25 protein-coding genes and 1 pseudogene are annotated in these 24,178 nt (G+C 68.0%); 10 read left to right on the plus strand and 16 right to left on the minus strand.

The features are described from left to right. Position 1 precedes the first annotated feature (1 nt). A complete protein-coding gene (mftA, locus tag G6N61_RS13450; protein WP_163918978.1) occupies positions 2-109 on the minus strand; it encodes a mycofactocin precursor MftA in 108 nt (35 codons plus the stop codon). Positions 110-198: 89 nt separating this feature from the next. On the opposite strand from mftA, the gene mftR reads away from it, so the two are divergent. The 3 genes from mftR (at position 199) to G6N61_RS13465 (ending at position 2,741) form a co-directional block, all read left to right on the plus strand. Next, on the plus strand, positions 199-825 hold the full coding sequence (mftR, locus tag G6N61_RS13455; RefSeq protein ID WP_163918979.1) for a mycofactocin system transcriptional regulator MftR: 627 nt from the start codon (positions 199-201) through the stop codon (positions 823-825). A gap of 93 nt (positions 826-918) precedes the next feature. Further along, positions 919-1,452: an RNA polymerase sigma factor gene (locus G6N61_RS13460; protein WP_235887528.1), complete on the plus strand. Its 534-nt coding sequence runs from the start codon at positions 919-921 to the stop codon at positions 1,450-1,452. Beyond that, positions 1,449-2,741, plus strand: a complete 1,293-nt coding sequence (locus tag G6N61_RS13465) for a VOC family protein (RefSeq protein WP_163918981.1) — start codon at positions 1,449-1,451, stop codon at positions 2,739-2,741. The genes G6N61_RS13460 and G6N61_RS13465 overlap by 4 nt, the downstream gene beginning before the upstream one ends. Before the next feature lie 51 nt (positions 2,742-2,792). On the opposite strand, the gene G6N61_RS13470 is transcribed toward G6N61_RS13465, so the two are convergent. Next, complete coding sequence (locus G6N61_RS13470) at positions 2,793-3,974, minus strand: FAD-dependent oxidoreductase (RefSeq protein ID WP_163918982.1); 1,182 nt, start codon at positions 3,972-3,974, stop codon at positions 2,793-2,795. Between the two features lie 58 nt (positions 3,975-4,032). Beyond that, a complete protein-coding gene (locus tag G6N61_RS13475; protein WP_163918983.1) occupies positions 4,033-4,479 on the minus strand; it encodes an Rv2324 family transcriptional regulator in 447 nt (148 codons plus the stop codon). Positions 4,480-4,603: 124 nt separating this feature from the next. On the opposite strand from G6N61_RS13475, the gene ddaH reads away from it, so the two are divergent. From ddaH to G6N61_RS13495, 4 genes are read left to right on the plus strand one after another with little or no spacing between them, the layout of a single operon-like run. Beyond that, entirely contained in the window at positions 4,604-5,461 is an 858-nt protein-coding gene (gene ddaH, locus G6N61_RS13480) for a dimethylargininase (protein ID WP_163918984.1), read from the plus strand. Further along, positions 5,458-6,741, plus strand: coding sequence for an ornithine--oxo-acid transaminase (rocD, locus tag G6N61_RS13485; protein WP_163918985.1), 1,284 nt, complete (start codon positions 5,458-5,460; stop codon positions 6,739-6,741). Before ddaH ends, rocD begins: the two co-directional genes overlap by 4 nt. Before the next feature lie 22 nt (positions 6,742-6,763). After that, positions 6,764-8,248 (plus strand): amino acid permease, encoded by a 1,485-nt coding sequence (locus G6N61_RS13490; RefSeq protein ID WP_163918986.1) that lies wholly within the window; start codon positions 6,764-6,766, stop codon positions 8,246-8,248. 31 nt (positions 8,249-8,279) lie between these two features. After that, the gene (locus G6N61_RS13495; protein WP_163918987.1) at positions 8,280-9,161 is read left to right on the plus strand and encodes a universal stress protein; all 882 of its coding nucleotides are present in this window, start codon (positions 8,280-8,282) and stop codon (positions 9,159-9,161) included. 15 nt (positions 9,162-9,176) lie between these two features. Here G6N61_RS13495 and G6N61_RS13500 read toward each other — a convergent pair whose 3' ends face one another. The 8 genes from G6N61_RS13500 to G6N61_RS13535 form a co-directional block, all read right to left on the minus strand. Then, positions 9,177-10,031 (minus strand): mycofactocin-coupled SDR family oxidoreductase, encoded by an 855-nt coding sequence (locus G6N61_RS13500; protein WP_163918988.1) that lies wholly within the window; start codon positions 10,029-10,031, stop codon positions 9,177-9,179. Between the two features lie 154 nt (positions 10,032-10,185). Continuing rightward, positions 10,186-11,028, minus strand: coding sequence for an SHOCT domain-containing protein (locus G6N61_RS13505; protein WP_163918989.1), 843 nt, complete (start codon positions 11,026-11,028; stop codon positions 10,186-10,188). 84 nt (positions 11,029-11,112) lie between these two features. Continuing rightward, on the minus strand, positions 11,113-11,895 hold the full coding sequence (locus G6N61_RS13510; RefSeq protein ID WP_163918990.1) for a PP2C family protein-serine/threonine phosphatase: 783 nt from the start codon (positions 11,893-11,895) through the stop codon (positions 11,113-11,115). 94 nt (positions 11,896-11,989) lie between these two features. Further along, complete coding sequence (gene tuf / locus G6N61_RS13515) at positions 11,990-13,180, minus strand: elongation factor Tu (RefSeq protein WP_163918991.1); 1,191 nt, start codon at positions 13,178-13,180, stop codon at positions 11,990-11,992. 85 nt (positions 13,181-13,265) lie between these two features. Continuing rightward, a complete protein-coding gene (fusA, locus tag G6N61_RS13520; RefSeq protein WP_163918992.1) occupies positions 13,266-15,368 on the minus strand; it encodes an elongation factor G in 2,103 nt (700 codons plus the stop codon). A gap of 75 nt (positions 15,369-15,443) precedes the next feature. Next, complete coding sequence (gene rpsG / locus G6N61_RS13525) at positions 15,444-15,914, minus strand: 30S ribosomal protein S7 (protein WP_048630016.1); 471 nt, start codon at positions 15,912-15,914, stop codon at positions 15,444-15,446. Next, entirely contained in the window at positions 15,914-16,288 is a 375-nt protein-coding gene (rpsL, locus tag G6N61_RS13530; protein WP_003929602.1) for a 30S ribosomal protein S12, read from the minus strand. Before rpsL ends, rpsG begins: the two co-directional genes overlap by 1 nt. Positions 16,289-16,715: 427 nt before the next feature. Beyond that, a complete protein-coding gene (locus G6N61_RS13535) occupies positions 16,716-17,327 on the minus strand; it encodes a TetR/AcrR family transcriptional regulator (RefSeq protein ID WP_163918993.1) in 612 nt (203 codons plus the stop codon). 243 nt (positions 17,328-17,570) lie between these two features. On the opposite strand from G6N61_RS13535, the gene G6N61_RS13540 reads away from it, so the two are divergent. Then, a complete protein-coding gene (locus G6N61_RS13540; protein ID WP_163924804.1) occupies positions 17,571-17,921 on the plus strand; it encodes a DUF3060 domain-containing protein in 351 nt (116 codons plus the stop codon). Between the two features lie 50 nt (positions 17,922-17,971). Continuing rightward, positions 17,972-18,382, plus strand: coding sequence for a DUF3060 domain-containing protein (locus G6N61_RS13545; protein ID WP_163918994.1), 411 nt, complete (start codon positions 17,972-17,974; stop codon positions 18,380-18,382). Positions 18,383-18,392: 10 nt separating this feature from the next. Here the strand turns inward: G6N61_RS13545 and G6N61_RS13550 are convergent, their stop codons facing one another. The 4 genes from G6N61_RS13550 to G6N61_RS13565 form a co-directional block, all read right to left on the minus strand. Beyond that, positions 18,393-19,172 carry a crotonase/enoyl-CoA hydratase family protein gene (locus tag G6N61_RS13550; protein WP_163918995.1) on the minus strand — a complete coding sequence of 260 codons (780 nt, stop codon included), beginning with the start codon at positions 19,170-19,172 and terminating at the stop codon, positions 18,393-18,395. After that, a complete protein-coding gene (locus G6N61_RS13555; protein ID WP_179973675.1) occupies positions 19,169-19,891 on the minus strand; it encodes a PaaX family transcriptional regulator C-terminal domain-containing protein in 723 nt (240 codons plus the stop codon). Before G6N61_RS13555 ends, G6N61_RS13550 begins: the two co-directional genes overlap by 4 nt. Before the next feature lie 56 nt (positions 19,892-19,947). Beyond that, positions 19,948-20,886, minus strand: coding sequence for a crotonase/enoyl-CoA hydratase family protein (locus G6N61_RS13560; RefSeq protein ID WP_163918996.1), 939 nt, complete (start codon positions 20,884-20,886; stop codon positions 19,948-19,950). An 88-nt stretch (positions 20,887-20,974) separates the two neighbouring features. After that, positions 20,975-22,612 carry an acyl-CoA dehydrogenase family protein gene (locus G6N61_RS13565; protein ID WP_163918997.1) on the minus strand — a complete coding sequence of 546 codons (1,638 nt, stop codon included), beginning with the start codon at positions 22,610-22,612 and terminating at the stop codon, positions 20,975-20,977. Here G6N61_RS13565 and G6N61_RS30840 point away from each other — a divergent pair. Beyond that, positions 22,611-22,976: pseudogene (locus G6N61_RS30840) on the plus strand (cupin domain-containing protein); the annotation flags it as partial. The gene G6N61_RS13565 and the pseudogene G6N61_RS30840 sit on opposite strands and share 2 nt — an antisense overlap. Here G6N61_RS30840 and G6N61_RS13570 read toward each other — a convergent pair. Then, positions 22,914-24,098, minus strand: coding sequence for a phosphatase PAP2 family protein (locus G6N61_RS13570; RefSeq protein WP_163918999.1), 1,185 nt, complete (start codon positions 24,096-24,098; stop codon positions 22,914-22,916). The pseudogene G6N61_RS30840 and the gene G6N61_RS13570 sit on opposite strands and share 63 nt — an antisense overlap. Positions 24,099-24,178 lie beyond the last annotated feature (80 nt).

The raw sequence follows: 24,178 nt of genomic DNA on the forward strand, positions 1-24,178 counted from the left end.
GTCAGTAGACCCCGCACATGCCGTCGATCGACACCTCTTCGACGAGGCTCTCGGTGACGAGTTCATCCTGGACGTGATCTTGCACGGATGCCTGCTGCGCCTGCTCCATGATGTGTACCTTTCGCGTCGTGGGTCTCGTCGATTGTGACCCAGGTCGCAAGAATATGGCATCGAGTGCCGAAACGGAAGGGCGAATTCGTGGCGAATGCATCCGAACGCCGGGCCCCCGCTGCCGGCGACGTCGCGCCGCGCGTGGGCAGGCGCCGCTCGACCACGCAGGATCACATCGCCGACGTAGCGCTCGATCTATTCGCCGAACGCGGGTTCGACGAGGTCAGCGTCGACGACGTGGCCCAGGCCGCGGGCATCGCGCGCCGCACCCTGTTCCGCTACTACCCCTCCAAGAACGCCATCCCGTGGGGCGACTTCGACGCCCACCTCGGTCACCTGCGCGATCTGCTCGACGCCGTCCCGGACGACGTTCCCCTACGGGCCGCCCTGCGCTCGGCGTTGTTGGCCTTCAACGAGTTCGACGACGCGGAGACGGCACGGCACCGGCAGCGGATGCGGGTGATCCTCGAGACCGACGCCCTGCAGGCGCACTCGATGACGATGTACGCGGGATGGCGCACCGTCGTCGCGGCGTTCGTCGCCCGCAGGCTCGACGCACGGGTCGCCGACCTGGTCCCGCAGACCGTGGCGTGGACGATGCTCGGGGTCGCGCTGGCGGCGTACGGGCACTGGCTGGCCGACGAGTCGGCATCCCTGCCCGGCGCACTGACCGCCGCCTTCGACACCGTCAGCGCGGGCCTCGGCGACCTGTGACTTCGGCGCGCCGATCCGCAGTGGGCGCGGACTCGCGCGCCGAATTCGCGAATGGGGCGTCGGAGTTCGGGCCCCAACGGCGACGATGAGGGTGTGAGCAACGAAGCGGAAGGCTACGACGCCCCCCGTGCCTTGCTGACGCTGTACGACGAGGCGCTCCCATCGGTGTACGGGTACTTCGTACGCAGGTGCGCCGACCGGGCGACGGCCGAGGATCTGACGTCGGACACGTTCCTCGCGGCGATGGACGCCGCGCGGAAGTGGAGCGCACGCAGTGACGAGGCGCCGCCGCCGATCACGGTGCCGTGGCTCATCGGCGTGGCACGCCACAAGTTGGCCGACCACTATCGCCGCAGGCACGACCGCTTCACCGACCCCGTCGCCGAACTGCCCGAGCCCGACGGCGAGGACCGGTGGGACGCCGAGGTCGACCGCATCGTCGCCGAGAGCGTGCTCGCCCGGTTGCCCGAGCACCACCGCACGGTGCTCGCGCTGCGCTACATGGACGACCGCTCGGTGCCGGAGTGCGCCGAGCTGATCGGCCGCACCGTGCATGCCACCGAGGCACTGCTGGTGCGCGCCCGACGCGCCTTCAAGAAGCACTACCCGGAAGGAGGGGCGCGATGACCCGGTTCGACCATCCCGACGGCAACGACCCCCTGACCGTCCTGCGTGACGGTGACCTTCCGGTCCAGCCGGACCCCGGCTTCGCCGCAAGCCTGCGGTCACGGCTGGAATCCGCACTCGCACTGCCCAATCGAACAGGAGACGTCGTGATGAGCGGTACCGATTCTGCGCTCGCCGAACTCAACGAGACCCGTGAGGCCATCAGCCCGCGCGGCGCCGCGATCCCCTACCTGGCGGTACCCGACGCCCGGGCCGCAATCCAGTGGTACGTCGACGCCTTCGGAGCCGAGGTCGTCGGCGAGCCGTTCGTGATGGACGACGGCCGCGTCGGCCACGCCGAACTCGCCCTCTCGGGTGGCATCCTCTACCTGGCCGACGAGTACCCGGAGTTGGGTCTCAAAGCGCCTGCGGCACAGAACGTTTCGGTCAGCATGATGCTCGCCGTGCCCGATACCGACGACGCGCTGGCCCGCGTCCGGGGGCGAGGCGCCACCGTGGTGCAGGACGTCGGGGAGGGGCACGGGTCGCGCAACGCGACGATCGTCGACCCCTTCGGACACCGCTGGATGCTGACCGGGCCTGCCACCGGCGCACCGACGCCAATCCAGCACGGTGACGTCGGCTTCGTCTCGCTGTGGACCCCCGACGCCGACCGCGCCGCCGCGTTCTATGGTCAGGTGCTGGGCTGGGTCTACGACGCCCCGACGAACCGCGTCACCAACACCGTCGCGCCGATCGGACTGTTCTCGGTGCCCGGCGCCCCGACGATGCTGTGCTGCTACGCCGTCGGAGACCTGGCGGGCGCCAGCCGGTCGATCGTCGACGGCGGCGGTCAGGTCGGGCAGACCATCGAGTTCGACTTCGGCACCGTGCTCGACGCCACCGATCCTGCGGGCGGGCCGTTCGCGGTGTTCCAGCCCCGGCCGGGACTGCCCCGCCCGGACCTCAATGGCGCAGGCCCCGGCGAACTCTCGTACATCACCTATCACGTGCCCGACTCCGGGCAGTTCAAGGCGTTCTTCAGCCGGTTGCTGTTCTGGTCGTTTCAACCGGGCCGCGTCGACGACGGCTGGGAGATCAGGGAGACCCACCCGATGGCGGGTGTCGCCGGGGGAAGCGACCGGTCGGTTACGGTCCCGATGTGGACGGTCGACGACGTCGAGGCCGCCGTCGCCAGGGTGCGGGAGGCCGGCGGGACGGTGATCGAGGAGCCGTCGCGGCAGTCCTACGGCCTGTCGGCGCTGTGCACCGACGACCAGGGCAGCCGGTTCTACCTCGGGCAGTTCTAGCGATTCGTGCACGCTGCGGCGCGCTCAGCGCAACGGAGCGTGCACGAATCGCTACGAAGCGGGGAGGACGTCGGCGATCGGGGCGGCGTTGGCGATCTTGCTGCGCGCCTTCATGACCTTGCCGGGCATGCCGCCGCCGACCACGCCCACGACGACACCGTCGCGCTCGTAGTAGGCCAGGAACTTGCGGCCGTCGTCCTCGACGACGTGCACGACGTCGTCGGCCTCGGGTTCGCCGAGACACTGGATCTTGACGTCGTACTGGTCGCTCCAGAAGTACGGCACCACGACCACGTCGGGCGGGTCGCCGCCGAGCATTGCGGGCACGATCACCCGGGCCTGCTCGGCGACGTTGCTCCAATGCTCCACGCGCACTTGATGTCCCGTGGCATCCTGCCACGACGCGACGTCGCCGACGGCCCACACGTTGGGTGCCGACGTCCTGCCGTGCACGTCGCACACCACGCCGTTGTCGATCTCGACGCCGCTGCCCTCGAGCCAGTCCGTGGAAGGCCGGGAGCCGATGCCGACCACGACGACGTCGGCGTCGAGTTCGGTGCCGTCGGACAGCTGCACCTTCTCGACGTGTCCGGAGCCGGTCACGCTTGCGACGCCGACGCCGCAGCGCACGTCGACGCCCTCGGCGCGGTGCAGCCTGGCCACTAGTTCGCCGATCTGCTGGCCGAGCACCGAGGCGAGCGGTGCGGGCTGCGGTTCGACGATGGTCACCTCGGCGCCGAGCTTGCGCAGGCTGGCCGCGACCTCGCAGCCGATGAAGCCCGCGCCGATGATGACGGCCCGCTTCACCGAGCCGGCATGCCGACGCAGCGCCAGGCTCTCGTCGAGGGTCCGCAGCACGCGCACGCCCTCGAGGTCGGGCAGCGACCGGATGCGCTTGGGCGTCAGCCCAGTCGCGATGACGAGTTCGTCGTACGGGACGACGTCGCCGTCGGCCAGCGTGACCGTCTGCGCCGCGGTGTCCAGCGCGGTGGCCGCCGAACCGAGTCGCAGCGTGATGTGGTGTTCGGAATAGAACTCGGCGGGCTTGAGCAGCACGTCGTCGGTTTCGCCGCGCAGCACGTCCTTCGACAGCGGCGGTCGGTCGTAGGGCAGGTGGTCCTCGTCGCTGACGATCGTGATCGGACCGGCGAACTCGGCACGACGGAGTTGCTCGGCGGTTCGCGTGGCCGCCAGACCACCACCGACGATGACGATGCCTGCACTGTTGCTCACGGTGGCTTTCTTACACGATGGGGCCCGACTGTCGTGCCCCACCCCGGATCGATGCCGGTCAGGGATGCGCGCGCTCGATGAGGTTGGACAGTACGACGATGCTCTCGCTGCGCTCGATGTCGGCGCTGGCGCGGATGCGTTCGAGCGCCTCCTCGAGGTGCCGCATGTCGCGGGCGAGCACGTGCAGCATGGCGTCCGAGGTGCCGGTGACCGTTGCGGCGCTAACGACTTCGGGGATGTCCTCCCATGCGCGCCGCAGTTCGTCGGGCGCGATCGTGCCGTGACAGAACACCTGCACGTAGGCCTCGGTCCCCCGGCCGATGGCGCTGCGGTCGACGACGGTGGTGAAGCCACGGATCACCCCGTTGTCGAGCATGCGGTCCACCCGCCGCTTGACCGCGGGGGCGGACAGGTTCACCCGCTCACCGATCTCCGCGAACGTCGCCCTGGCGTGCTCGGTCAGCTCGGCGAGAATCGCCTCGTCGGTCTCGTCCAAACGGTCCATCTCCGCAGTCCTCCGCTTCCGTGCAACGAATCGCCGCCAGCATAGCCTTGAAGCAATGGATCGATGGTCGACGCGCAATGAGTGGCGATTGATTGCGCACAGCCCGGTCCATATCGTTGCTTTCATGACGATCGCCGATGTCGCCAGCCAACCAACACCCGACACCACCACCCCGCGCTCACGCACTGCGTCGCTGCGCCGGTACGCCATGACCGCCCCGAGCTACTTCGCCGTCGAGTACGCCATCAACCCGTGGATGGACGTCACCGCCTCGGTCGACGCGGATCTGGCCGTGCGTCAGTGGGACGAACTGCGCCGGACCTACCTCTCGCTCGGCCACACCGTGGACCTCGTCGAGCCCGTCGGCGGACTGCCCGACATGGTGTACGCCGCCAACGGTGGCCTCGTCGTCGGCGACAGTGCCGTGGTGGCACGCTTCGCCTACCCCCAGCGGGCGGGCGAGGCAGCGGCATATGCACGGTGGATGGCGGCGCACGGCTTCGATCCGGTGCACACCGAGCACGTCAACGAAGGGCAGGGTGACCTCCTGGTCGCCGGCTCGATCGTGTTGGCGGGCTACGGCTTTCGCACCGACCGCCGCGCCCACGACGAGGTCGAGCGCGCAATCGGACTGCCCCTGGTGAGCCTCGAACTCGTCGACCCGCGCTTCTACCACCTCGACACCGCGCTGGCGGTGCTCGACGACACCACCATCGCCTACTACCCGCCGGCGTTCGGCGACGACGCGCGAGCGCGCATCCAGGATCTGTTCCCCGACGCCATCGAGGTCGCGAGCGCCGACGCCTTCGTCCTCGGCCTCAACGCGGTCTCCGACGGCAAGCACGTGGTGCTCCCCGCTGCCGCCACCGGGTTCGCCGCTCAACTCGCCGACGCGGGCTTCGAGCCCATCGGCGTCGACCTGTCCGAACTGCTCAAGGGCGGCGGATCCGTCAAATGCTGCACGCTGGAGGTATATCGATGAGCATCCTGGACGACATGGCCACCGCGGTGAGCGAGCGCGCGGGAAGCGAGGCGCCGTCGCGCACGGCGGCCGCGATCGCCCTCGACGACCGCTACGCCGCCCACAACTACTCGCCGCTGCCCGTCGTCGCCACGACGGCCGACGGCGCGTGGATCACCGACGTCGAGGGCAGGCGCTTCCTCGACTGCCTCGCCGCGTACTCCGCGGTGAACTTCGGTCACCGCAATCCCGAGATCATCGCCGCCGCCCACGCACAGCTCGACGCCGTCACGCTGGTCAGCCGCGCCTTCCACTCCGACCGGCTGGGGCCGTTCTGCGCAGCGCTCGCCGAGCTGTGCGGTAAGGACATGGTGCTGCCGATGAACAGCGGCGCCGAGGCCGTCGAGAGTGGGCTCAAGGTGGCCCGCAAGTGGGGAACCGACGTCAAGGGCGTGCCGGCAGGCGAGGGCAACGTCATCGTGGCGCGCAACAACTTCCACGGACGCACCACCACGATCATCAGCTTCTCCGACGACGAGACGGCCCGGCGCGGGTTCGGGCCGTACACGCCCGGGTTCCGCTCCGTGCCGTTCGGTGACGCGGACGCGATGGCCGCCGCGATCGACGACCACACGGTCGCCGTGCTGATCGAGCCCATCCAGGGCGAGGCAGGCATCGTCGTGCCGCCGCAGGACTACCTGCCCCGGGTCCGCCGGCTCTGCTCGGAGCGCAACGTCTTGATGATCGCCGACGAGATCCAGTCCGGTCTCGCCCGCACCGGACGCACGTTCGCGTGCGACCACTGGGGCGTCGTGCCCGACGTGTACCTGCTGGGCAAGGCGCTCGGCGGCGGCGTGGTCCCGTTGTCGGCCGTGGTGGCCGACCGCGACGTCCTCGGCGTGCTGCACCCGGGCGAACACGGGTCGACGTTCGGGGGCAACCCGCTGGCGGCCGCGATCGGAACCACCGTGGTCGAGATGCTCCGCCGCGGCGAATACCAGTCCCGAGCAACCGAACTCGGTGCGCGACTCCACGCGCGCCTACACGGGTTGATCGGCCACGGCGTGCTCGCCGTGCGCGGTCTGGGGCTGTGGGCGGGCGTCGACGTCGATCCCGCGATCGGTTCCGGCAAGCACGTCAGCTTGCGCCTGGCCGCCCGCGGTGTTCTCGTCAAGGACACTCACGGTTCCACTTTGCGCTTTGCACCACCCCTGGTGATCACCGAGGAGGAGATCGACTGGGTCGTCGACCAGTTCGCCGCCGTACTGGCCGAGGGGCATGTCACGTCGGCACCCGCCTGAATCTCCCCGACCTGGAGGCAGCATGACATCCCCGCCGGTGAAGCTGACCGATCAGATGTTGCGGCGCCGTCCCGTCCTCGGGGCTCCGGTCGCCCATGGCGCCTCCGATCACCTCAAGCGCACGATCGGCGTCTTCCAGCTGACGATGTTCGGCGTCGGCGCCACCGTTGGCACCGGCATCTTCTTCGTCCTGTCCGAAGCAGTGCCCGAGGCGGGTCCGGCGGTCATCCTCTCGTTCCTGCTCGCCGGTGTGGCCGCCGGTCTCGCTGCCATCTGTTATGCCGAGATGGCTTCTGCCGTTCCGGTATCGGGTTCGACGTACTCCTACGCCTACACGACGATGGGCGAACTGGTCGCGATGGGCGTCGCCGCGTGCCTGCTGCTCGAGTACGGCGTCTCGACGGCGGCGGTCGCGGTGGGGTGGAGTCAGTACCTGAACAAGTTGCTGGAGAACCTCTTCGGGTTCAGCCTGCCGCAGGCGATCACCGCAGCGCCGTGGGACGCCGAGCCCGGGATCGTGAACCTGCCCGCGATCATCCTGGTCGTCATGTGCATGCTGCTGCTGATTCGCGGCGCGTCGGAATCCGCCAGGGCCAACACGATCATGGTGATCATCAAGCTCAGCGTGCTGGCCATGTTCATCGTCATCGCGTTCACGGCATTTCAGACCAACCGGTTCGCTGACTTCGCCCCGATGGGCTCCGCGGCCGTCGGCCTCGCCGCGGGCACGATCTTCTTCTCCTACATCGGTCTCGATGCCGTCTCCACCGCCGGAGACGAGGTGAAGGATCCCCAGCGCACGATGCCGCGCGCCATCATCGCCGCTCTGTTGATCGTCACCGGCTTCTACCTGCTGGTGTCGTTCGCCGCGCTCGGCGCCCAACCGTGGGAGGCGTTCGAGGGTCAGGAAGCGGGCCTAGCGGTCATCCTCGACCAGATCACCGGAAGCCAATGGGCCAGCACGGTGATCGCTGCGGGCGCGGTGATCTCGATCTTCTCGGTGACGCTGGTGACGATGTACGGCCAGACCCGCATCCTGTTCGCGATGGGCCGCGACGGCCTGCTGCCCGCCATGTTTGCGAAGGTCAACCCGCGGTCGATGACGCCGGTGAACAACACGATCATCGTGGCGATCGTGGTGAGCCTGCTGGCCGGGTTCATCCCGCTCGACAAGCTCGCCGACATGGTCTCGATCGGAACGCTGACGGCCTTCATCGTGGTGTCGGTCGGGGTCATCATCCTGCGCAGGCGCGAACCCGATCTGCCGCGCGGCTTCAAGGTCCCGCTGTACCCGGTGACGCCGATCCTGTCGATCCTCGCCTGCGCCTACATCCTCTACAGCCTGCACTGGTACACGTGGATCGCGTTCGGTGCATGGGTGGCCGTGGTGCTGGCGTTCTACTTCGTCTGGGGGCGCAACCACAGTGCGCTCAACGACGGCGGTGACGGCATCATCGAATCCGCGGCACCCGGTGTGGACGTCGTGACGCCGCGGGACGAGCCGTGACTTCCCAGCGAGTAGCGCAGGCGGATCGCGCATGACTGTCGTCGTCGGGTACCTCGCAGGCAAGGCCGGTCTGTCCGCACTGCACCTCGGGGCGGAGGCGGCCAGGACGCTCAAGACGTCGCTGTCCGTCGTCACCGTGGTCCCGAAGCCGTGGACCACGCCATCGCCCGCACGCATCGACGCCGAGTACGCGCATTACGCGGACCGGCTGGCCGCCGACTCCGCCGCCCAGGCCCGCGACTGCATCGGCACGATCGACCCCCAACTCGAGGTGACGTTCCACAAGTTCGCACACCGCTCGGCGTCGGGCGGACTCGTCGATGCGGTCGGGGAATTGGGCGCCGAGGCGCTGGTGCTCGGGTCCGCCTCGGACGGGCAGCTCGGCCAGGTGGTCATCGGGTCGACGGCGGACCGGCTGCTGCATTCGTCGCCGGTGCCGCTGGCCGTGAGTCCACGGGGCTACCGGGGCTCGAAAACGCATGGCCTGACCAGGATCACGTGTGCCTATCCCGGCACACCGGGGTCGCTTCAGGTCGTCGAACGCGTGACGGCCCTGGCGGCCCGGCTCGACGTGCCGATGCGCGTCATCACCTTCGCCGTGAGGGGGCGCACGATGTTTCCGCCGGAGGTGGGGCTGCACGCGGAGGACTCGATCCTGGAGTCGTGGGCCGCGCAGGCGCGAGAGACCTTGCAGGCGTTGCGGACCGACGGCGTCGTCGGTGACAACGTGGAGCTTCAGGTCGTGACGGGCAACGGTTGGGCGCAGGCCCTCGACGCCGCGGAATGGGTCGACGGTGAGCTGCTGGCACTCGGTACGTCGCCCCAGGGCCCGATCGCGCGCGTGTTCCTCGGATCCAAGGGCACCAAGATCGTCCGGCACAGCCCCGTGCCAGTGCTGGTCCTGCCGAACTGATCCGTCGAAAAGCGGTCAGTACTTCATCGTGCCGCGGTCGACGGCGATCTGCGATCCCGAGATCGTCATCGAGCCGTCGCCTGCCAGCCACGCCACCACGTCCGAAACCTCTTCCGGTGACATGAATTCCTGCAGCCCCGGCTTGCCGTCGTGGTTGACCGGCTTGAGCGGCATTGGCGCGAAGCTGTGCAGGTAGGTCGGGTAGTTCTTGAAGACCTCCATCATCGCGTCGGGTTCGACCATGGGCGTGTTGATGGAGTACGGGTGGATCGAGTTGACCCGAATGCCGAACTCCCCCACCTCGAGTGCGAGCGAGTTCGTGATCGCGGTCAGCCCGTGCTTGGAGGCCGCGTAGTGCGAGTTGCCCGGGGTGGCCTTCAGTCCCGCCGATGAACTGACGATGATGACCGACCCGCCGTTGCCGGCCTCGATCATCGCGGGCACGGCAGCGCGGATGGTGCGCCAGGTGCCGTTGAGGTTGACGTCGATGACGGTGTCCCACTGCTCCTCGGACATCTCGAACATGCGGCCCCAACTGAGGATGCCTGCATTGGCGACGAGGATGTCGAGTCGGCCGAACTGCTCGACACCGTCGGCCACGACTTGCTGCTGGGCGGCGAGGTCGCGGATGTCGACCTCACGGGCCAGCACCTTGCGTCCGGCCTCTTCCACGGCCCGTACGGTCTCGGCGAGTTCCTCGCTGGTGGCGGCGGGATAGGTGATCGTGTCGGACACCGGCGCGCAGATGTCGATGGCGATGATGTCGGCGCCCTCCTGGGCCAGCCGCACCGCGTGGGCCCGACCCTGGCCGCGAGCAGCCCCGGTCACGAATGCCACGCGTCCCTCGAGCGTTCCGTTGCCTGCCGCCATCGCCAGTCCTTTCGTCAAACCCGCGCGCTCAGGCTAGCAGCCGAACTGAAACGTGTTCTAGTAACGCCCGCTCACTGGAATTTCCGCCGAAATGACGTTCCCCGTCGGTGAGGAACCTGCTCAACGACAGGGAATGCCATTTCGGCGAAAGTGGCTAGAGGTCCGCGAGGATCTCCTGCCGCTTCGACGCGTACTCCGACTCGGTGATCGCGCCGGTGGCGCGCAGCGTCTCGAGTTCCTGCAACCGCTGCGAGACCGACACGGGCGGGGCGCCGAATCCCCCGGCCGGCGCCGGGGCTGTCGCCGCCGGCGTGGGCATCTGCGCCGGCGGCGCCTGCTGGGCCGCGGCGCGACGGACGACGCTCATGACCTGCTGGCGCACGGCCGGATTGGACCGGATGTCGATCATGCCGTTCATGGGCACGCCGTTGGCCTTGAGGATCTGCATGATCTCCATCAGCGGCCCGACCTGCCCCGACAGGTCGTAGGTGCGGTTGTCCTCCGCGAGCGTGAACTGTGCGGGCACCAGGCCGTTGATCAATCCGCTGCGGTTCCAGTCGATCTGGAACGTGTTGGTGGCGGGGTCGACGAGCGCGACGAGCTTGCGGCCGGTGATCATCGGCAGCCGCGAGATCGACGCCACCACGGAGTCCTGGGCCGTGAACGGCGTGAGGCCCGGCCCCTCGATTCGCAGGTCCAGCTTGACCAGCGGCTGTTCGTTGATCCGGGTGTTGGTCTCGTGGATGTTGGTGATCTGCGCCAGCGCGACGACGCCGCTGGACTCCAGCATCTCGGTTCTCGCGGCCCGCTTTGCACCGTAGCTGGCCAGCGCGAGGGCAACCAGGACGTCAATGGCCGTGACGAGCAGGCCCGCCCAGAACATCCACTTCATCAACGGGTCCTGGCCAGTGGCGAAGAAGATCGCCAGGAAGATCGGACCCACCAGGCCGCCGCACAGCAGCACCATCAGCTGTGCCTTCACGTACCGCCACAACATGACTCGCTCCTCGCGTCGACTGACTTATTCGCAGGTCAGATTAACGCCGGTGCGTCGGCTACCGATCCCAAACTGGACAGGACGCTAGGTCGCCGCGACCTCGACGATGACGAACGAGAGATTGTCGTCGGCGCCGTTGGCACGCACCGTCTCGACGATCCGGGCGCCCCAGTCGGCGACGTCGGCAGGCTGGATCGCGTCGTGCAGTTCGTCGTCACTCATCAGCCCGCTCACGCCGTCCGAGCAGAGTAGGAACGTGCCCTCCCGCAGCGGGAGTTCGAGGACGTGCGGACGCACCGGCGCAACCTGCCCCATCGACTGGGTCACGATGTTCGTCGGTCGGCCATTGGTGTCGAAGACGGAGTCGTCCACCGACAACTGTTCGAGAGCGCCGTTGGAGATCGAGTAGATCCTGCTGTCCCCCACGTTGAAGACGACGAGTTGGTCGGTCAGGAAGCACAACCCGGCGATGGTGGTGCCCAGCCCCTGCAGCTCGGTCTCGATCCCGACCGCGCGGACCTGATCGTTGATCGCGAGCAGTGCATCCGACACGTCGTCGGCACCGCGCCAGTCTCGGAACGCAGCGGCCACCAGGTTCATCGCGACCCGGCTGGCCAGGTCGCCCCCGGCGTGACCACCCATGCCGTCGGCCACGGCGCACACGAATGGCGGCGCGGGCGCGAAGTTCATCGTGACCAGGGTGCCGTCGTGGGTCTGGCACAGCCACCCGCCGACCAGGACGGCGTCCTCGTTGCGGCGGCGCCGCAGCCCGACGTCGGTGAATGCGTGCACGGTGAACCGCGCCCGCGCGGCGCCCGTCGCCTCGCCGTCGGCATCAGACGCCGCGACCACGGGGGGTTCAGTCATCAGCGCAGCGTAGCGGGTCGCAGGCCCGCTGACGCGAAAGCGGCGCCCACCCGAAGGTGAGCGCCGCTTCAGCGGTACTGGTTCAGACCAACGACTACTTGTTGATCTTGGTCACACGGCCGGCGCCGACGGTACGGCCACCCTCGCGGATCGCGAAGCGCAGGCCCTCGTCCATGGCGACGGGCTGGATCAGCTTGACGGAGATGTCGGTGTTGTCACCGGGCATCACCATCTCGGTGCCCTCGGGGAGGGTCACCACGCCGGTCACGTCCGTCGTACGGAAGTAGAACTGCGGACGGTAGTTGTTGAAGAACGGCGTGTGACGGCCACCCTCGTCCTTCGACAGGATGTAGACGCTGCCGTCGAACTCGGTGTGCGGCGTCGTGGTGCCGGGCTTCACGACGACCTGGCCGCGCTCGACGTCCTCGCGCTTGATGCCACGAACCAGCAGACCGACGTTGTCGCCGGCCTGACCCTGGTCGAGCAGCTTGCGGAACATCTCGACACCGGTGACGGTCGTCTTGGTGGTGGTCGTCTTGATGCCGACGATCTCCACTTCCTCGTTCACGTTGATCACGCCACGCTCGACGCGACCGGTCACCACGGTGCCACGGCCGGTGATCGTGAAGACGTCCTCGACGGGCATCAGGAACGGCTTCTCGGTCTCGCGCACCGGGTCCGGGATGGACTCGTCGACGGCCTCCATGAGCTTAGCGACGGACTCGACCCACTTCGGGTCGCCCTCGAGGGCCTTGAGCGCCGAGACCTGCACGACGGGGGCGTCCTCGTCGAACTCCTGGGCGGCCAGCAGTTCGCGGACCTCCATCTCGACGAGCTCGAGGAGTTCCTCGTCGTCGACCATGTCGGCCTTGTTCAGCGCGACCAGGATGTAGGGCACGCCGACCTGGCGGGCGAGCAGCACGTGCTCACGGGTCTGCGGCATCGGGCCGTCGGTGGCGGCGACCACGAGGATTGCACCGTCCATCTGGGCGGCACCGGTGATCATGTTCTTGATGTAGTCAGCGTGACCAGGTGCGTCGACGTGCGCGTAGTGGCGCTTCTCCGTCTGGTACTCCACGTGGGAGATGTTGATCGTGATACCACGCTGACGTTCCTCGGGCGCATTGTCGATCTGGTCGAATGCGCGCGACTCGTTCAAATCGGGGTACTTGTCGTGCAGAACCTTCGTGATTGCTGCCGTAAGCGTGGTCTTGCCGTGGTCAACGTGACCAATGGTCCCGATGTTGACGTGCGGCTTCGTCCGCTCGAACTTCGCCTTCGCCACTGTGGTGTCCTCCTGGACTTGTTGGTGCTTTTACTTAAAGCAGGTGTGTTGATGTGTTCAGTTGTGTGGTCTGCAAAGTACCGGACTACTGACCGGTGGCCTTCGCGATGATCTCCTTCGACACGTTCGCCGGAACTTCGGCGTACGAGTCGAACACCATGGAGTAGTTCGCCCGGCCCTGGGTCTTCGACCGGAGGTCGCCGACGTAGCCGAACATCTCGGACAGCGGAACCTGCGCCTTGACGACGCGCGCACCGCTGCGCTCCTCCATGGCCTGGATCTGGCCACGGCGGGAGTTCAGGTCGCCGATCACTTCACCCATGTAGTCCTCCGGGGTGGTGACCTCGACGGCCATGACCGGCTCCAGGATGACCGGCTGCGCTTGCGCGGCAGCCTTCTTCAGCACCTGGGATCCGGCGATCTTGAAGGCCATCTCCGAGGAGTCGACGTCGTGGTATGCGCCGTCGAGCAGGATCAGCTTCAAGTTCACCAGCGGGTAGCCGGCCAGCACGCCGTACTGCATGGCGTCCTGGGCACCGGCATCCACCGACGGGATGTACTCGCGCGGGATGCGGCCGCCGGTGACCTTGTTCTCGAACTCGTAGGTCGCGCCGTCCTCACCCGAGAAGGGCTCGATGCTGACGAGGACCTTCGCGAACTGGCCGGAGCCACCCGTCTGCTTCTTGTGGGTGAACTCGACCTTGTCGACCGCGCGCTTGATGGTCTCCTTGTAGGCGACCTGCGGCTTGCCGACGTTGGCCTCGACCTTGAACTCGCGACGCATGCGGTCGACGAGGATGTCGAGGTGCAGTTCGCCCATGCCGCCGATGACGGTCTGGCCGGTCTCGTCGTCCTGGTGCACCTTGAAGGTCGGGTCTTCTTCGGCGAGCTTCTGGATGGCCAGGGACAGCTTCTCCTGGTCGCTCTTCGTCTTGGGCTCGATGGCGACCTCGATCACGGGATCGGGGAAGGTCATCGACTCGAGCACGACCTGGTGCTGCGGATCGCTCAGGGTGTCACCGGTGGTGGTGTCCTTCAGACCGATCACGGCGTAGATGTGCCCGGCGGAGGCCCGCTCGACCGGGTTCTCCTTGTTGGAGTGCATCTGGAACAGCTTGCCCAGACGCTCCTTCTTGCCCTTGGTCGCGTTGATGACCTGGCTGCCGGACTCCACGGTGCCGGAGTAGACGCGGACGTAGGTCAGCTTGCCGAAGAACGGGTGCGTCGCGACCTTGAACGCCAGGCCGGAGAAGGGCTCGTCGGTCGACGGACGGCGGACGAGGATCTCTTCTTCCTTGCCCGGGGCGTGGCCACTGACCGACTCGACGTCCAGCGGCGAGGGCAGGTAGTCGATGACGGCGTCGAGCATGGGCTGCACGCCCTTGTTCTTGAACGCGCTGCCACACAGCACCGGGTAGGCCTCGGAGTTGACCGTCAGCTTGCGGATGGCGGCCTTGATCTCTGCGACCGTCAGTTCCTCGCCACCGAAGTACTTCTCCATCAGCGCGTCGTCGGTCTCGGCGACGGCCTCGAGCAGCTTGGTGCGGTACTCGTCGGCACGCTCCTGCAGTTCGGCGGGGATGTCGATGGTCTCGTAGGTCTCACCGAGCTTGGTCTCGCCGCGCCACACCTTGGCGTTCATCTCGACCAGGTCGATGACGCCCTCGAAGTCGCCTTCGGAGCCGATCGGCAGCTGAATCGGAATGACGTTGGCGCCGAGGCGCTCTTCCATGGTGCGGACCGAGAAGTAGAAGTCGGCGCCCAGCTTGTCCATCTTGTTGACGAAGCAGATGCGCGGAACGTCGTACTTGTCGGCCTGGCGCCACACCTGCTCGGACTGGGGCTCGACGCCCTCCTTGCCGTCGAAGACGGCGACGGCGCCATCGAGCACGCGCAGCGAACGCTCCACCTCGACGGTGAAGTCGACGTGCCCGGGGGTGTCGATGATGTTGATCTGGTTGCCATTCCAGAAACAGGTGGTGGCAGCGGAGGTGATGGTGATGCCCCGCTCCTGCTCCTGCTCCATCCAGTCCATCGTGGCCGCGCCATCGTGAACTTCACCGATCTTGTAGCTGATACCGGTGTAGTAGAGGATGCGCTCGGTCGTCGTCGTCTTGCCGGCGTCGATGTGCGCCATGATGCCGATGTTGCGGACCTTGGTGAGGTCGGTCAGCACGTCCTGTGCCACGGCTAAATCCCACTCTTTCGCTTGCTAGTTAGGTGTGTGTAGCGCCCTGCGGTCAGCACGACCGCGGGCCGGAGATCACCAGCGGTAGTGCGCGAAGGCCCGGTTCGCCTCGGCCATCTTGTGAACGTCCTCGCGGCGCTTGACTGCGGCACCGAGGCCATTGCTGGCGTCGAGGAGTTCGTTCGCCAGGCGCTCGACCATGGTCTTCTCGCGGCGTTGCTTGGAGAAGCCGACCAACCAGCGCAGTGCGAGGGTCGTCGAACGCTCCGGACGGACCTCGACGGGCACCTGGTAGGTGGCACCACCGACGCGGCGGCTGCGAACCTCGAGGGCCGGCTTGACGTTGTCCATGGCGCGCTTGAGCGTCACCACGGGGTCCGTGCCGGTCTTCTCACGGGCCTGTTCGAGCGCACCATAGACAATGCGTTCGGCGAGGGATTTCTTCCCGTCCAGCAGCACCTTGTTGACGAGCTGGGTGACGAGCTGCGATCCGTAGACCGGGTCGTTGACCAGCGGGCGCTTCGGCGCGGGCCCCTTGCGCGGCATTAGCTCTTCTCCTTCTTGGCGCCATAACGGCTGCGGGCTTGCTTGCGGTTCTTGACACCCTGGGTGTCGAGCGAGCCGCGGATGATCTTGTAGCGCACACCGGGGAGGTCCTTCACACGACCGCCACGCACCAGCACCATCGAGTGCTCCTGCAGGTTGTGGCCCTCACCCGGGATGTAGGCGGTGACCTCGACCGCGCTGGTCAGCCTCACGCGCGCCACCTTGCGAAGCGCCGAGTTCGGCTTCTTCGGGGTGGTGGTGTACACGCGAGTGCACACACCGCGGCGCTGCGGGCTGCCCTTGAGGGCCGCGGTCTTGACCTTGGCGATCTTGTCGCGGCGGCCCTTGCGGACCAGCTGGTTGATGGTTGGCATGTACCGGCTTTCTGTGTCTCTCCGTGGTGCTGCTTGCTGTATTCGGGTCGTGCTCAAGTCTCTGTACTGCGGTTTCAGTCCTGTCGCGTCCCCCGCGACCGGGCGTGTCGCGCGCTCGCGCGCATCATTGCTTCGATGCGCGGTGAACATGCGAATTGGCCCGGCGTGCAGGCATGCTTGCAGGTACTTCTTCGATCGCAAGCGCCTTGGCCAGGCACGAGTGTCCACGATACCCGTCGCGCATGGCGCAGGTCAAAGCGCCGCCATGGCGCCATCGCTGCAGGTGACATGGGTCCACTTCGTCGAAGTCGAAGTTGGGGCACCCGTCACCCGGCGTTCGCTCGGGCGGGTCACCGCGTCACGGTGAACGCCAGCGACGTTAGACGACGATCCCGGCCGACGTGCGGCGACGCGCTGAGACGTGCGCTCATCGCCTCTCCATGCCGGCGGCCAACCGCAACACCATGTCGGTGAACACCGCGTCGGTGTCGATGTCGTCCATGACGCCGGTCATCTCCAGCAGCACGAAACCGTGCAGCGCCGACCAGAATTCGAGCGCCGAATAGAACGCGTTCTCGCCGTCGATCCCATAGGAGACGAGCACCGCGATGACCGGCCCGGCCGCGGCGCGGGTGGCCGCGGTGTACTCGGGGTCGTCCCCGCCCAGTGGCATCCGGGTGAACGCCGAGTAGCGCCCCGGATGGTGATGGGCATAGCTGCGGTAGGCGCTGGCCATGGAGACCACGGCGTCGTCGCGGGTACGCCCCTGCCCGACGTTGTTCAGCATGCCGATGATGTCGTCGATGACGCGCATCCGAACGGTCCGCCGCAGGTCGTCGAGGCTCTGTACGTGGTTGTAGAGCGACGGCCCCTTGGTGCCGAGCTGGTTGGCCAGGGCGTTGATGGTGAGTGCGTCCCAGCCTTCGCGGTCCAGGAACGTCAGGGCGGCGTTGACGATGGCGTCGCGGCTCAGCTTGGTGGTTCTGGTGGGACTCTTCGTGCGGCCGCCCGCGGAGACTGCCTCCGACCGAGCTGCCATGAGTCACGCGTCCTTCGGTCGGGGGTCGGTTCTTCGGTCGCCGCGGGGGCGTGGACCAACTAATGACTCTAACCGTTCACCTGGCCGCCGGCTCGGTTCACCGGTCGACCCGGGTTGGTTGCTGCGAACCGCTGACGCGGGCGCGGTCGGGCAACGTAGGCTGCGACGATCGGAATCGCTGTCGGCGAGGGGAGCACCATGAGCATCAAGGCGCCGAAGTCGGCGGGCACGCTCGCGGTCGCGATGACCGCGGTCTCGGTGACGGTGGCCTCCGGGCTGATCGCCGGTGCGCCGTCGGCGGCCGCGAAGAACGGTGACACCCACATCACCGGGCAGGGCATCTCCCAGACCATCGACTGCAACGACGCGGCGTTGATCATCGTGGGCACCAGCAACTTCATCACCGCCAAGGGCTCGTGCTGGGGCGTCTCGGTGCAGGGTTCCTCGAACACCGTCATCGCCGACAACGTCGTCAACGACATCACGGTCTACGGGTTCGATCAGACGGTGTACTACCGCACCGGCGCGCCGAAGGTCTGGGACCGCGGACGCGAACTCGGCATGACCAACCGGATCGACCGCGTCCCCGCGTAGTCTTGGTGCGGCGTCGAATTGACGCCGCCGCCGACGAAGCGAGGGACTGCATGCGCGCCCACTCCCGGATCCTGATCGCAGCGCTGAGCATCACCGCCGCGGCCTGGGGACTCACCGGCTGCGGCGCCGACGGCAGCGACTCGAACTCCCCCTCCGGATCTGCAGGCAGCTCGGGCGCACAGGTCGAGATCGGCAACACCATCAACTACGGCTCGTTCGGCACCACCGCGGACATCGACTGCTCGGATGGCAAGTCGCTCAACGTCGGTGGCTCCAACAACACCCTCACCGTCAAGGGCACGTGCGCCAGCGTGAACGTCGGCGGGGCCGACAACAAGATCACGTTCGACAGGGTCGACGACAGCCTCACCGTGGTCGGCCTGAACAACACGGTCAGCTACCGCGAGGGTGAGCCGAAGGTCGAGGACCGCGGCTCGGGCAACAAGGTCGACAGGGGCTGAGCCCGCGCGGTCAGTCCTGGCTGCCGTGCCGCCCGGCGCCCTCGGCGAAACGCCGTGCGCCAGCTAGTGATTCGGACGAGACCCGGGACAGGCTGGCGAACTCGGTGTCGATGGCCTCGGCTTCGGACATGCCCCACTGCCCCATCGCCGACAGCCGATCGGAGCGCATGCACAGCTGTGGCAGCGCAGCGAGTTCGGCCGCCAACTCCTCGGCTGCGCGGCGCGCGTCGCCCTTGCCGACGACCCGGTTGGCGAGACCCATCTGCAGCGCCTCCTGCGCCCCGACCGCGCGGCCGGTGAGGATGAGATCCATCGCCCGACTCTGACCGATGAGCCGGGGCAGACGCACGGTGCCCCCGTCGATCAACGGCACGCCCCACCGCCGGCAGAAGACGCCGAAGGTGGCGTCCTCCTCGGCCACCCGCAGGTCGCACCACAGCGCCAGTTCGAGCCCGCCGGCCACGGCGTATCCGCTGACCGCCGCGATCACCGGCTTCGACAACACCATTCGGGTCGGTCCCATCGGGCCGGGGCCGGTGCGGTGCGCCGGATTCATGTCGGGCGTGCCGAACGCCTTGAGATCGGCTCCGGCACAGAACGTCCCGTTGTCCCCCCACAGGACGGCGACGGAGGCATCGTCGTCGCGATCGAACTCGTCGAACGCGGCGTACAACTCGGCGGCCGCAGGCCCGTTCACGGCGTTGCGGGCCGCAGGCCGGTTCATGATCACCGTGGTCACCGGGCCGTGGCGCTCCACCCGAACGCCGCCGTCCTTGATCTCTCCGGTCATGTCGCCTCCATCAGCTCGGTGTCGTCGCGTCGCGCCGTCAGATCGGCGGCGAAGTCGAGGTACGCGGCCCGCAGTGCGGCGCCGGGCCAATCGGCTGGCAGCAGCTCGTCGGGCAGCACGGGATCGGTCAGCAGGTGACGCACGATGGCGGCCGCGGCGGTGAAACGGCCGGGTATGGCTGGTGCAGAACGCAACTCGTCGAGGAGCCGGTGCCCGGTCGCCGACCAGCCCGACAGGTTCCACAGGCGGCCTGCGAGGTCGACGGGGTCGTCGTCCCGCGCCGTCAGCACGCGCACCCGGTCACGCAGCGCATCGGGCACCGCCTGATCGAGGTTCGCTGGGCGCATCCAGACGCCCTCCCGCAGTTCGCCGAACCGCATCTCGCACAGGGTGGTCCGCAGTGCCGCCCGATTGCGTGCGTCAGTACCCACGCTGGTGACGACGACGGTGGTCCACGTCCCATCCCACGGCCTGGGCTTCGGGTCCAGCGCATCGTCCTGTCGCCGTTGCCGTGCTAGCAGGCGCGCCGACAGCCGGTACCCGTCGGCAGAGCGGATCAGGTCGCCGGCCCCGACCATCCGGGTCAGGGCCACCCGCAGCGTCGACTCGCGGATCCCGAAGTCCGCTGTGAGGCGGATGAGTTCGGCCGCCGATGCCGATGCGGGGTGGGCTCCCAGGAGGACGCTCAGCACCACCGAGCGCGCGGTCATGCGCGCCAGCGCCGTCGGCGCGTCCCCGCGCGAGGGGCGTGGTCCCTGCGCGGCGGCGACATCGGTCATACCCCGGAGGTGCGGCGTCCCGCGTCGCCGTAGGGCTCGTCGCGAGCCCGCACGGCGTCGCGGAAGCCGTGTTCGCGTGCCCGGGCGACGAACTCGTGCCCCTCGGGAGTGTGCCGAGCCACGCCGTCGAAGACGGTGCTGACCATCCTGCTGGTGGCGATGCCCTGCTGCAGCAGCGCGGTGTTCAGTGCGAGCTTCGCCATGATCAGCTGGTTGACCGGCATCGCGGCGATCCGCTCGACGAGGCGCTCGGTCCGCTCGTCGAGGTCGGCAGGCTCGGGTGCTTCGATGGCGAGCCCCCACTCGGCCGCCTGGGTTCCCGAGATGCAATCACCGGTTAAGAGAAGGCGTTTCGCGCGCTGATCGCCCAGCCGGTGTGCCCACAGGCCCGCGGCGGGCACTCCCCAGACGCGCATCGGCGGATAGCCGATCTTGGCGTCCGACGCGGCGATCACCTGATCGGCGTGCAGTGCGATGTCGGTGCCGCCCGCCACGCAGTAACCGTGGATCTTGACCACCGTCGGCTTGTCGGCGTGCATCAGGCTGGAGAACCCGCGGACGAACCGGCTCATCATCTGGTAGTCGATCATCGGATCCCACGGCTGATCGGGCAGGTGGTTGATGCCCTGGGTGCGGCCCGACAGCACGGTGTCCTCGTAGGGACTGCCGCCACCCGCCGACGACGAACCCTCGGCATAGGCGGACAGGTCGAACCCCGCGCAGAACCCCTCGCCCCGGCCGGACACCAGGATCACGTGCACCGCCGGATCGAGGTCGGCCCGCTCGACGAGTGCGGAGAGTTCCAGCGGGGTGTCGGCGACGATCGCGTTGCCCTTCTCGGGCCGGTTGAAGGTGATCCGAGCGACGCGGTCGGTCACCTCGTATGTCATCGTCTTGAGGTCGTCGAAGTCGACCGGCCGGATCGCGTGCGTCATGCGGTCGTCACCACCCTCGGCGAGTGTGCGTGTCTGCGGGCGACACGCCGCCCCAGAACCCGAGTTCGCGCACGCTCGCGGCGGGCCGTCATCCCTTGACCAGCGCGCGCTCGATGACCGGCGCCAGGTCCAGGCCGGTCGGCAAGGTCCCGAACGCACCGCCCCACTGCCCGCCGAGCCTGCTGGCCAGGAACGCCTCTGCTACCGCGGGGTGCCCGTGCCGGATCAGGAGCGAGCCCTGCAGCGCCAGCGCGATGTCCTCGGCGACCTTGCGCGCGCGGTACTGGATCGTCGCCACGTCGCCCGCGGACCCGAGTGTCTGGCGTAGCGCCGTCACGTGTGCGTCGTAGCGGGGGTCCTGACCCGCGGCGGTCGCGAGTTCGTCGAACAGCACCTCTACGCATTCCGGCCGGGTTGCCATGGCGCGCAACGTATCCAGTGCACTGACGTTCCCCGAGCCCTCCCAGATGCCCATCAGCGGGGCCTCCCGGTACAGCCTGGGCATCCCGGACTCCTCGACGTAGCCGTTGCCGCCGAGGCACTCCATGGTCTCCGCCGCGTGCGGGGTGGCGCGCTTGCACACCCAGTACTTGCCCGCGGCCAGCCCGATGCGCCGCAACAGGGTCTCGCGCTGGTCGCCGTGCACCGCCTTGTCGGTGGCACCGGCCATCCGCATCGCGAGCATCGTCGCCGCCTCGGCCTCGACGGCGAGGTCGGCCAGGACGTTGCGCATCAGCGGCTGATCGATCAGATACTCGCCGAACGCCTTTCGGTGCTGCGCGTGGTGCACCGCACGGGTCAGGCCGGTGCGCATGCTGGTCGCGCTGCCGAGTGTGCAGTCGAGCCGGGTGAGGTTGACCATCTCGATGATGGTCGGCACGCCCCGGCCCTCTTCGCCCACTCGCCAGGCGATCGCGCCGTCGTACTCGACCTCGCTGGAGGCGTTGGCGTGGTTGCCGAGCTTGTCCTTGAGCCGCTGCAGGTACATCCGGTTGCGGGTGCCGTCGGGAAGCACGCGCGGCAACAGGAAGCAGGTGAGCCCGCCGGGAGCCTGGGCCAGCACGAGGAAGACGTCGGACATGGGCGCCGAGGTGAACCACTTGTGCCCGGTGATGCTGTAGGTGCCGAAGCCGTTCGGCACGGCTTCGGTGGTCCCCGCCCGGACGTCGGAACCGCCCTGCTTCTCGGTCATCGACATGCCGGCGGTGATGCCGCGCTTGCGGTTGGGGATCTTCATCTCCGGGTCGTAGACGCGACTGCTGAGCAGCGGCTCGTAAACCGCGGCGAGTTCGGGGTTGTAGCGCAGCGCGGGCACGACCGCGTAGGTCATGGAGATGGGGCAGAGATGGCCGGGCTCGGGTGTCCACACCGACGTCTTCGCCGCGCGAACCACGTGAGCACCCGGCCGGTCGTCCGCCCACGGCGCCGCGTGCAGACCGTGGGTCACGGCGACGGTCATGAGTTCGTGATAGGCGGGGTCGTACTCGACTTCGTCGACGCGGTTGCCGTAGCGGTCATGGGTGTGCAGCACGGGACGGTGGCGATCGGCCAGTTCACCCCAGCGCTGCGCCTGCGCGGTCCCGCAGAGTTCGCCCAGCTCGTTGACCTCGTCGGCACCCCACCCGCCGCCCTCGCGAACGAGGGCCTCCGCCAACACCTCCGAGGTCGCCGGGTTGTAGTCCTGCAGCGGCGGAACCTGATTGGTGACGACGTGGGTATCAGCCATGCCCCCACTGTTACATTTTGCCGACAATCGCACAAGATGCGTAATACGGTCGTTTCCCCGACGTGACACGCGCGGGCCCAGGCGGCACAGTGTTCGGGTGCAACCGAACACCGTCGTCCATGCTGCCACCATCGACCTCGACCGCGCGCCGGTCCCGGCCGAACAGTCACTCGACGGTGCGCCGACGACCGCCGCTCGACCCGTGACCGAACTGGCAGGGCTCGAGATCGGCGTGTGGGAGATGACGCCAGGCCAGATGAGCGACGTCGAGGCCGAGGAGGTGTTCGTGGTACTCGCCGGGTCAGCCACCGTCGCGTTCGCCGACGACAGCCCTACCCTGCATCTGCAGGCTGGCGACGTGGTCCGGCTCGCGGCCGGCGCCGAGACCGTCTGGACGGTCACCGAGACTCTGCGCAAGGTCTATCTCACGGGCGTCTGACCGCCGACGCCGCCACGCGGTGTGCCGGTTGATCGCCACGGCGACCACGAACGCGAACGCCCAGCCCAGCAGGATGTCCACGACGTAGTGCTCGGCGGTGTAGACCAGCGTGAACGCCATGACGAGTACGTAGGCGACGAGCACCGGGCGCCACTTCTTGTTGACCCGGTGCCACAGGAACGCGGCGATGGCGGCGGACATCCCGGCGTGCAGCGACGGGATCGCGGCAACGAGGTTCACGTTCGCCTGCCCCTGGTCGATGAGCGCGCCGGCCGAATGCAGGTTGAGCTTGCCCCAGCCGCGCGTGACGATCCGCTCGATCCAAGGATTCGCGCCGTCCTGGCTGGTCTGCATGGCGCCGAGGATTCCGCCGTCGGGAACGCCGCGCGCGGAACGGAACATGCACCTCGGTCCGGACGGACCACCGGCGACGTCGGCCGCCGTACACCGGGCAGCTGCCCACGGCGGCGCCGCGGGCACCAGCGCGTAGACGACCAGCGCCGCGAACGACAGCCCGACGAACAGCTTGACGAAGGCCTTCCACTCGTCGCGGTTGCGCAGCCACAGGACGGCCGCCACCACGTACGGAAGGATGAAGAAGGACATGTAGACGGTGCTGATGACCACCTCCCACCACGGGGTGGCGGGCACCTTGAGGCGTTCCTGCAGCCAGACCGTGGGCATCGTCCCGCCGAACAACCACCGGTCGGCATCGGCCTGCCAGTGCCACAGCGTCGGCCTGCCGACGAGCGTCGCAGCGCCGCGGCTCAGGTCGTAGGCGAGCAGGACCACCGCGAACGGCAGCCAGTCGCGGACGACGTAGAGCATGCGACGGCCGCGCCCGATGCTGGCGACGAGCAAGCCCGTCGCGATGTAGAGGAGTAGCAGTTCCCGGTTGAACGCGAAGCCGTCGGTGACGGTGCGGTAGACGATGACGAACGCCCATGTCGCGATCGCGGCCCACCGCAAGACGAGGATCCACGGCCGCGTTCGCTTGTCCGAGGCCGGCGCGGGCGTGAGCGCGAACGCCTGGTCGACTGCGGACACCTCGTCAGGCTAGTTCACGTCGTGGCGGTCTTCCGTTTAGCGGAGGTTCACTGTCGCCATGCCCGGCTCGTCGTCGGCTC

This window comes from Mycolicibacterium arabiense, from assembly GCF_010731815.2.
Taxonomy (GTDB): Bacteria; Actinomycetota; Actinomycetes; order Mycobacteriales; family Mycobacteriaceae; genus Mycobacterium; species Mycobacterium arabiense.